General features: G+C 67.1%; 4 protein-coding genes and 2 pseudogenes. 4 read left to right on the forward strand and 2 right to left on the reverse strand.

Annotated features, from left to right (window positions below):
* The 4 genes and pseudogenes from STSP_RS17445 to STSP_RS17460 all read left to right on the forward strand — a co-directional run.
* Positions 1-352 (forward strand): annotated as a pseudogene (locus STSP_RS17445) (hypothetical protein); the annotation flags it as partial.
* A gap of 49 nt (positions 353-401) precedes the next feature.
* Positions 402-1,250, forward strand: coding sequence for an oxidoreductase (locus STSP_RS17450; RefSeq protein WP_067278603.1), 849 nt, complete (start codon positions 402-404; stop codon positions 1,248-1,250).
* Between the two features lie 43 nt (positions 1,251-1,293).
* Positions 1,294-2,208 carry a helix-turn-helix domain-containing protein gene (locus STSP_RS17455; RefSeq protein ID WP_232789689.1) on the forward strand — a complete coding sequence of 305 codons (915 nt, stop codon included), beginning with the start codon at positions 1,294-1,296 and terminating at the stop codon, positions 2,206-2,208.
* 326 nt (positions 2,209-2,534) lie between these two features.
* Complete coding sequence (locus tag STSP_RS17460; RefSeq protein ID WP_067278606.1) at positions 2,535-4,952, forward strand: SpoIIE family protein phosphatase; 2,418 nt, start codon at positions 2,535-2,537, stop codon at positions 4,950-4,952.
* Positions 4,953-5,413: 461 nt separating this feature from the next.
* On the opposite strand, the gene STSP_RS17465 is transcribed toward STSP_RS17460, so the two are convergent.
* Both STSP_RS17465 and STSP_RS40240 read right to left on the reverse strand, forming a co-directional pair.
* Entirely contained in the window at positions 5,414-6,538 is a 1,125-nt protein-coding gene (locus STSP_RS17465; RefSeq protein ID WP_067278608.1) for a low temperature requirement protein A, read from the reverse strand.
* A gap of 350 nt (positions 6,539-6,888) precedes the next feature.
* A pseudogene (locus tag STSP_RS40240) lies at positions 6,889-7,028 on the reverse strand (transcriptional regulator); the annotation flags it as partial.
* Positions 7,029-7,760 lie beyond the last annotated feature (732 nt).

Genomic DNA, 7,760 nt, shown 5'->3' on the forward strand with positions numbered 1-7,760 from the left:
GCTGCTCGTAGCCGGGGTCGGGATGTCCGTGATCGGGTACGACACCGCCCACGCCCTGTTGTTCTTCTTCGGCGCGGCGATCACCGGCGCAGGCTTCGGCCTGTCATTCATGGGGTCCACGAGCACCGTGACGGCGGCGATGATCGCCAAGGGCCACCCCCAGCTCCTGCCGGGGTTCTTCGCCTTGGCCTACATGGCGGTGAGTGTGCCGGTGGTCGTTCTGGGCGCCGCCGCTTCCCGGTTCGGCGTCGCGGCCGCCTTCTCGTGGTTCGGACTGCTCGTGGCACTGCTGGCTGTAGCAGCAGGGGCCATCGCCGTCCGCTCGGGCCGGGCCGAGTCCCGGAATCAATAGCTACATCTGACCCGATTTTTCTAGAATCAAACGAATGAGAGGTAGTGGCATGGCCACTTGGTTCATCACTGGTGCGTCCCGCGGTTTCGGCCTGGAGATCGCGCGCCAGGCACTGGAGCGGGGCGACAAGGTCGTGGCGACGGCCCGCAATCCGAAGGGCGTACAGGACGCGCTCTCGCAGTACGGGGACAACGTGCTCGCTGTCGGCCTGGACGTCACCGACGAGGCGCAGGCCCGTGAGGCTGTCGAGGCAGCCGTGGAGAGGTTTGGCACGATCGACATCCTGGTCAACAACGCAGGACGCGGTGTGCTGGGTGCGGTGGAGGAAACCACCGATGCCGCGTTCCGCTCGGTGTACGACACCAACGTCTTCGGTCTGGCCAACGTCACCCGCGCCGTTCTGCCGGTCATGCGCAGGCAGAGGTCGGGCCGCGTTCTCAACCTGAGTTCCATCGGGGGCTTCGAGAGCGCGGCGGGCTTCGGCGTCTACTGCTCCACCAAGTTCGCCGTGGAGGGCCTCTCCGAGGCGATGCGCGCCGAACTGGCACCGCTGGGGATCCAGGTCACGATTGTCGAGCCGGGATACTTCCGCACCGACTTCCTCGACGCCACGAGCCTGCTCACGGAGGGCCGGATCATCTCCGACTACGCCGAGACCGCCGGCGCCGTGCGTCAGGCCGTCCCCGGGCTCAACCACGCCCAGCCCGGTGACCCGGTCAAGGGTGCCACGGCCATCCTCGCTCTCGCCGACGCCGCTAACCCGCCGCTGCGCGCCCAGCTCGGCAGCGACTGCGTGGGGGCCATGGACCGTAAGATCGCTCAGCTTCGCGAGGAGACCGACACCTGGCGGGACCTCGCCCTGTCCACGGACCATGACGATGCGAAGGTCACCAACTGACCCGTCGTATGACTCGCATGAGTCGTACGGGAAGGAGGCTGCCGTGACAGAACTCGGTGAATACCTGCGCGCATGCCGCGCCCGGGTCAGTGCGGAGCAGGTGGGGCTGCCGACGTCCGGGCACCGCCGGGTGCCGGGACTGAGGCGTGAGGAACTCGCCTCGCTGGCGGGCGTCAGCGTGGACTACATCGTGAGGCTGGAACAGGGCCGCGTGAAGTCCGCGTCGCCTGCCATCCTCAGTGCCCTGGCGCGGGCCCTCGAGCTGCGGCCCGACGAGGAGGAGTACCTGCTGCGGTGTGCGGCCGAAGCCGGCATCTCCGGCACGGCGACCGCACCGAGGAATCAGCGGGTGTCGCAGGCCACCCAGGTCCTTCTGGGCAGCATGGTGAATGTCCCGGCACTCGTGCTCGGCCGTCGCATGGACATCCTGGCGTGGAACAGCCTGAGCGCCGCGCTGTTCACCGACTACTCCAGGCTGCCGGCCAAGCGGCGCAACCATATCTGGCTCACCTTTCTCGACCCCGAGGTCCGCGGCTTGTACGCGGACTGGGAGACGGTCGCGCAGGAGTGTGTGGCCTACCTCCGCATGGATGCCGGCCGTTACCCGAACGATCCCGAACTCGCCCGCCTCGTCGGGGAACTGTCCTTGAAGGACCCCGACTTCCGCCGATGGTGGTCCGACCACAGGGTGCGGGCCCAGCGGCAAGGCCGTAAGGAGTTCGTCCACGCGATTGCCGGGGAACTGAGCCTGGACTTCCAAGTGTTGGATGTGCGCGGCTCCACGGACCAGAGCCTGCTCGTGTACACGGCGGAACCGCACTCGCCGAGCGCGCAGGCCCTCACCTTCCTGGCGGGCTGGGCCGCTACCGAGCTCCCCGCCCGGCCGACGGAGGCGGCAGGATCCCCGCGGCGGCCCGGGCCAGCACCTTCGGCGGGGGAATCCAAGGACGGGGCGTAGCGCATCAGCGGGACGGCCGGGCCGAAACACTTGGGGAGCAGGGTGTGCGACACCCTGCTCCCCAAGGCTGTTCGTCTATACGCTCATCACCTTCGCCCTGATCCCGGCAGCCGGGCAGATATTCGGCAACGTCTCCCGCTACCTGTTTCCGCCTTCCCCCTGCTCTGTGAGGGCACCCAGCAGATTCGGTGAGGAATCGCGCGCCTCGGACTTGGTTGAGCAGCTCAACGAATCCACGACCAGCAGTTGGCTCTGATGTCGCGCGCGAGCGTCTCGGAGGACACTGAGGGCGTACCGAGTTCTGAGGCGAGTGAAAGCTGATGACTATGGGTGCATCTCACGCCACCAAGCGCAGTGGTCCCCATGGTGGGGTCCCGGCGGAGAACAAGGCCCACATCCTTATCGACCAGCAGGGCACAGTGGTCGGGTGGAGCTCGGAGGCCGAAGGGCTGCTGGGCTACCCGGCGGATGCAATGCTGGGGCGCCCGGCATGGGACCTGCTGGCCGGTGCCGGCCCCGCCGCGCACTCGCTCGCGGTCATCGACGAATTCGCCGTTCCACTGCGACGCGAGGACGGTGCCTCTCTGCCCTGCCGAATCACCGTCCGTCCCGAGCACGGAGGCGCGGCGGGCACGTGCTGGGGGGTGACGCTCGCCCCTGCGGAGCAGGGAAACTTGACGGCGGAACTCGACCAGGCCCTCCTGGAGACACTGTTCACTGTCTCTCCCATAGGCCTGTACCTGCTTGATCCCGACCTGCGGCTCATCCGGTTCAACCCCGCGGCCGAAGGCATGCAGGGCACCTCGGTGGCAGAAGCCGTCGGTAAGCGCCCCACGGAGGCGTGGCCCGGCTTCGCTGCCGAACAGGTGGAGCGTGTGATGCAGCAGGTGCTCGCCACGGGACAGCCGGCGATCGGCGTCGAGAAGTGGTTGCGCCCACCGGGAGATCCCGATCATGACCACGCCTATTCGGCTTCATGCTTCCGACTGGAGGATGCTCACGGGCGGCTCCTGGGCGTCGCTGACGCCACGGTCGATGTCACCGACCGTCACCTGGCGCAGGAGCGGCTGAAGGTGCTTGCGCAAGCCGGCACACGGATCGGGTCCACCCTCGATGTGCTCGACACCGCCCGGGGCCTGGCGGAGGTGTCCGTGCCCGGACTGGCCGACTGCATGGCGGTGGAGGTGCTGGAGCCGGTGTTTGCGGGAGAGGACCTCGAACCCGGTCCCGTACACCGCGACACCGTGCTCCGCCGGGCAGCTTCCCGCTCCCGGGACGACGGGGCCCCCGGAACGGCGGCCGACGACCAGGACGGCGCCCTCCCACCGGTGACCGCTGCCGAGGCCCTGGCAGACCTTCAGCCGCGCATCGTCGATCCTCTGAGCCCTGTCGGACAGCGGACGTTGCGCGGCTTGCGGGCGCGCAGGGAAGAGGTCCACTCGCTGATGCTCGTGCCGCTGGTCACACAGAACCGAGCTAGCGGGCTCGCCACGTTCTGTCGCTGGGGGGAGCGCAGGCCTTTCGAACGTGACGATCTGACCCTGGCCGGAGAGCTCGCCCTGCGCACCGCCGCATGCCTGGACAATGCCCGCCGATACCTGCGTGAGGGAAATTCCCTGGTCGCACTGCGGCACGCCCTGCGTCCCAGCGGACTCCCCACTGACCACGCCCTGGATGTGGCGCACGAGTACGTGCAGGCGGGTTCCGGCGGCGACTGGGTCGACGCCGTACCACTCTCCGGAGCCCGGGTGGCCCTCGTCGCCGGCCGGGTGCCCGGCCGCGGTGTACAGACCGCCGCAGCCGCAGGACGGCTCCGCGCAGCGGTGCACACGCTGTCGGACCTGGACCTGGAACCGGATGAACTACTTGCCCGGCTCGACGACCTGGTCCGCCGCCTCAGCAACGGCACCGGCACGGTGGACGACGAACCATGCCAGGTGCGGCAGACCGGGAGGTCTGCTGACGGAGACGAGGCCGGCGCCACCTGCCTCTACTTGATCTACGATCCCGTGGCCCGGCGCTGCTCGGTCTCCAGCGCCGGTCACCCCTGGCCCGTGGTCGTGCACCCGGACGGCGCCGTTGCCCTCCTGGAGGAGCCACCGGGCGCCGCACTGAGCTGCGCCGGCGCGCCCTTGGGGAAGATCGACATCGACCTTCCCGAGAACTCGATGCTCGCGCTGTACACCCCGGGCCTCTTCCAGGAACAGCCCGAAGATCGGGGCCGCGAACGCTTGGCCGACCTCCTCGCCGGTTTTTCCGGCTCCGCGCGCCAGGCGTGCAGCATGCTGACCGAAGCACTGGTCCCGAGCCCGCTCCGGGAAGACGCCGCCGTTCAGGTCGCCCGCACGCACACGCTGGGTCCGGCGCGGGTTGTGTCGTGGGACCTGCCGAGCGATCCGGCCGTGGTCTCCACGGCCCGGTCGCTCGTCACCCGGCAGCTCACAGCGTGGGACATGGACGAAGCATCGTTCACCACCGAACTGATAGCCAGTGAGCTCGTCACCAACGCCATCCGCTACGCCAAGCCTCCTGTGCGGCTGCGACTCATCCGCAGCCATGTTCTGACGTGCGAAGTCTCCGACGGCAGCAGCACCTCTCCACGGCTGCGGCACGCCCGTACCACCGACGAGGGAGGCCGGGGGCTGCTCCTCGTCGCCCGGTGCTCCGAACGTTGGGGAACCCGCTACACCGACGACGGCAAGACCGTCTGGGTCGAGCAGAGCATCCCTGAGGGCCTGGAGTGAGTGGTCAAGTCGGAGAGAGTGGTGAAGTCCGATTCGGCGGGCTAAATCGGCTACGGCTCGACCTGGAGCATGTGGGCGTCGGCGACCATCTGTTCGCCGGCGACGAGACGTCGCGCGCCGCTCCAACGCAATGTGCACATCAGGGTCGCCGACCCGCCGGGACGAGGGCTGACTACTACGCGGGCCGCGTGGTCGGCTGTGTCATTCGCCCGGGATCTTGCCGATCGTGTCGAAGCCGCCGACGTCGACGGAATCGGTCATGAGGGCGAGGGCCGGTTCCGAGCCCTTCGCCCGGATCCTTCACCTCGCCGCGGCACGCCGGGGGAGTACGCGCTGGCGCTCAGGGCGTCCGGTACAGGGTCAGGTGCTCGTGGGTAGAGGATCCCGTCGTGGACGTCTCTCGTGGCGGTGAAGGCGAGGTTGTCGACGTAGGCGATGTGTCAGCCAGTACTCAGGGTCGTCTAAGAGGCTTGAGTCCTTTTAGAGGCTTGGGTCCTTAGTGACGCTTGGGTCCTTTGTGACGCCAGGCGGTGGTCCACGGTGGCGATGGCCGTCAGGACGACCACAATCATGGTCATGCCGATCCAGCCGGCGATGGACGCTGTTGCTCCCAGCGGCACCGCGCACACAGCCCCGACCAGGCGGTCGGTGATCCGTCCGCTTCCCAGCAAGCCTCGGTAGGCCGCGTGACCCAGGAGGAATACCGCTGTGCCGCAGCCCAGCCACCACTGGTGCGCATGACCGTCGAAGTGGTGGATGGCGTTGGTGATCCCGGCGGCGACCAGAATGATGCCGACAATCATCACGAGGTGTGCGCCGGTGAATGCGTAGTAGGCGAGCATTTGGCGACGGTGCTCGGTGGCCTTCTCGAACTCCGCGTCAGCCCGCGTTTCATCCCCGTCGAAGTACACCCACCACAGGCCCGACGCCACGGCGATCCCCAACGCCACGCCGAGCGCCAAAGGCGCATCCACCGCGCGGCTCTCCGATCCTTGGGCGCCAATCCCGATAGCAACCACCGACTCACCCAGAACCACCATCAGCAGCAGTGCGTGCCGCTCCACGAAGTGATGCGGCTCAAGGACGAAGCCGCGGATGCGGCCCAAGAAGGGCGATAGGTAGAGGACCGGCACGGCGATGGCCCAGCACACCCAGCCCCATGCTTCCGGCAGGTGTGGGGCGACGAGTACGAGAATGCCGGCCGCGGCGTTGAACGGCATGTTGCGACGGATGGCCTGCCGCGCTGACGGGACATTGGCTGTCAGATAGACGATCCCGTGGATGGCAACGACGGCCAGATACGCCAAGGGGAAGGCCCAACCCTCGGGTGAGAAGGCGTAAGGGATATCCAGCCCCATGATGAAGAAGCCGGTCATGGCAAGCATCAGCAGGAGGCGTACTTGCACGGCGTCGGGTCGCACCGCGTTGGTGAGCCATCCGAATCCGCTGAACATCCACCACACGATGACCATCGGGAACAGTGCCTTGAGGAGGCCCTCCCACCCGGGATGGGTTTCTACCGCGTGGGTGACCTGGGTGACGACGAAGACGAACACCAAGTCGAAGAAGAGCTCGGCTGGCGTCACCCGGCCCTGGGTACTCTCTGAAATCCACAGTCGCCTAGGAACGGGAGAAGTCTCGTTCCGTACGGTTTTCCTCATGGGCGGTTCGCTTTCCCCCATCGGTACGAGCGGACAGCCGTCCGCCGGGGCACCCGGTGGCGGATCCTGCGCTCGAAAGGGGCGGCAGAAATGCCACAGTGCGCCTGACCCCGCTCGCTGTGGCTGAGGTCAAGGGATTCCTGGCAGCTGGCGGGATCCAGATTAACTGATCATTTCTGCGTGAGATCGGCGTGCCGACCGGGTTCGACTCGCTGCTCGGCAATGACGTCGCCCACGGAGATCGATGACAGGGATCTCCGCTGAGACATCTCGAAACCGGCGAGGTCGGCCACCTCTTCCCGCCGAAGGCCGGCACACGGCGCGCTCCAGGCCCGAGCGGCAGACCCGCCTCCTCGGGTGTCACCCGCGCACGGCGTGAGCGCAGGAAATCTCGGAGCATCGTGTTGCGGCTCATTGGGGCCGCCGCGTGGCAGCGAAGGGGGTACTCGCGTACCTAGGGTCGTGGCCGTGACGCGTTCCTTCCCTGCCTGACGGTTATGTCATCAACTACAGGAATGCCAACTCTCTCGGGCGAGGTCGAGCTGGGTGCTTTTCGCGGGCGCCGGTGGCGTGACGGCGGGCGAGGAGCAGGCGCTCGAGGAAATCCGGGCGTCGGCGTTGACATGCAGGGTGTGGCGGCACTCGGTGCATCGGGGCTGAGAGGTCGTCGATCATCGGGACTGCCTCGCGCGGATGTAGGCTGACGGGTGCAGCGGGAATGCGTACTACAGGACAGGGTCCCGCTGCCTATGAACTCGCATTCGTAGCGTCCCTGGCGGGATACCCTTGAGCGGATCATGCGGACGTGGACGCGTTCCGATGTGCTGGTCGAGCACGGAAATCGCGTAACAGACTCCCCGGCGCCCGTCGCCGAACCTCACACGTATAGGTGCTCGGCGATCATTTCTCTTCAATGGCATAATTGCACAACGTGGCGGATTGTGACCTTTATCGAGCAGCGACATCTGGCTGCAGGGCCAGAATCAAAGAATTTCCCTTGCCTGGCAAGTAACCCTCCGGAAAATCAGAATTGAGGCGCCATGAAGCATGTGGAAAACGAGGCACGGTCGGCCGGACAGGCGCCGCCGGAAGTGCCCCAGGTCGACGTCACCCTGAACGTGAACGGCACACTCCACCGGCTCCGGCT

It is taken from the genome of Streptomyces jeddahensis (assembly GCF_001642995.1).
Classification (GTDB): domain Bacteria; phylum Actinomycetota; class Actinomycetes; order Streptomycetales; family Streptomycetaceae; genus Streptomyces; species Streptomyces jeddahensis.

What these genes read in the sequence shown, in the direction of transcription:
- STSP_RS17460 (WP_067278606.1), top strand. Translation starts at nt 2,535, where the DNA reads ATGGGTGCATCTCACGCCACCAAGCGCAGTGGTCCCCATGGTGGGGTC.
- STSP_RS17450 (WP_067278603.1), top strand. Translation starts at nt 402, where the DNA reads ATGGCCACTTGGTTCATCACTGGTGCGTCCCGCGGTTTCGGCCTGGAG.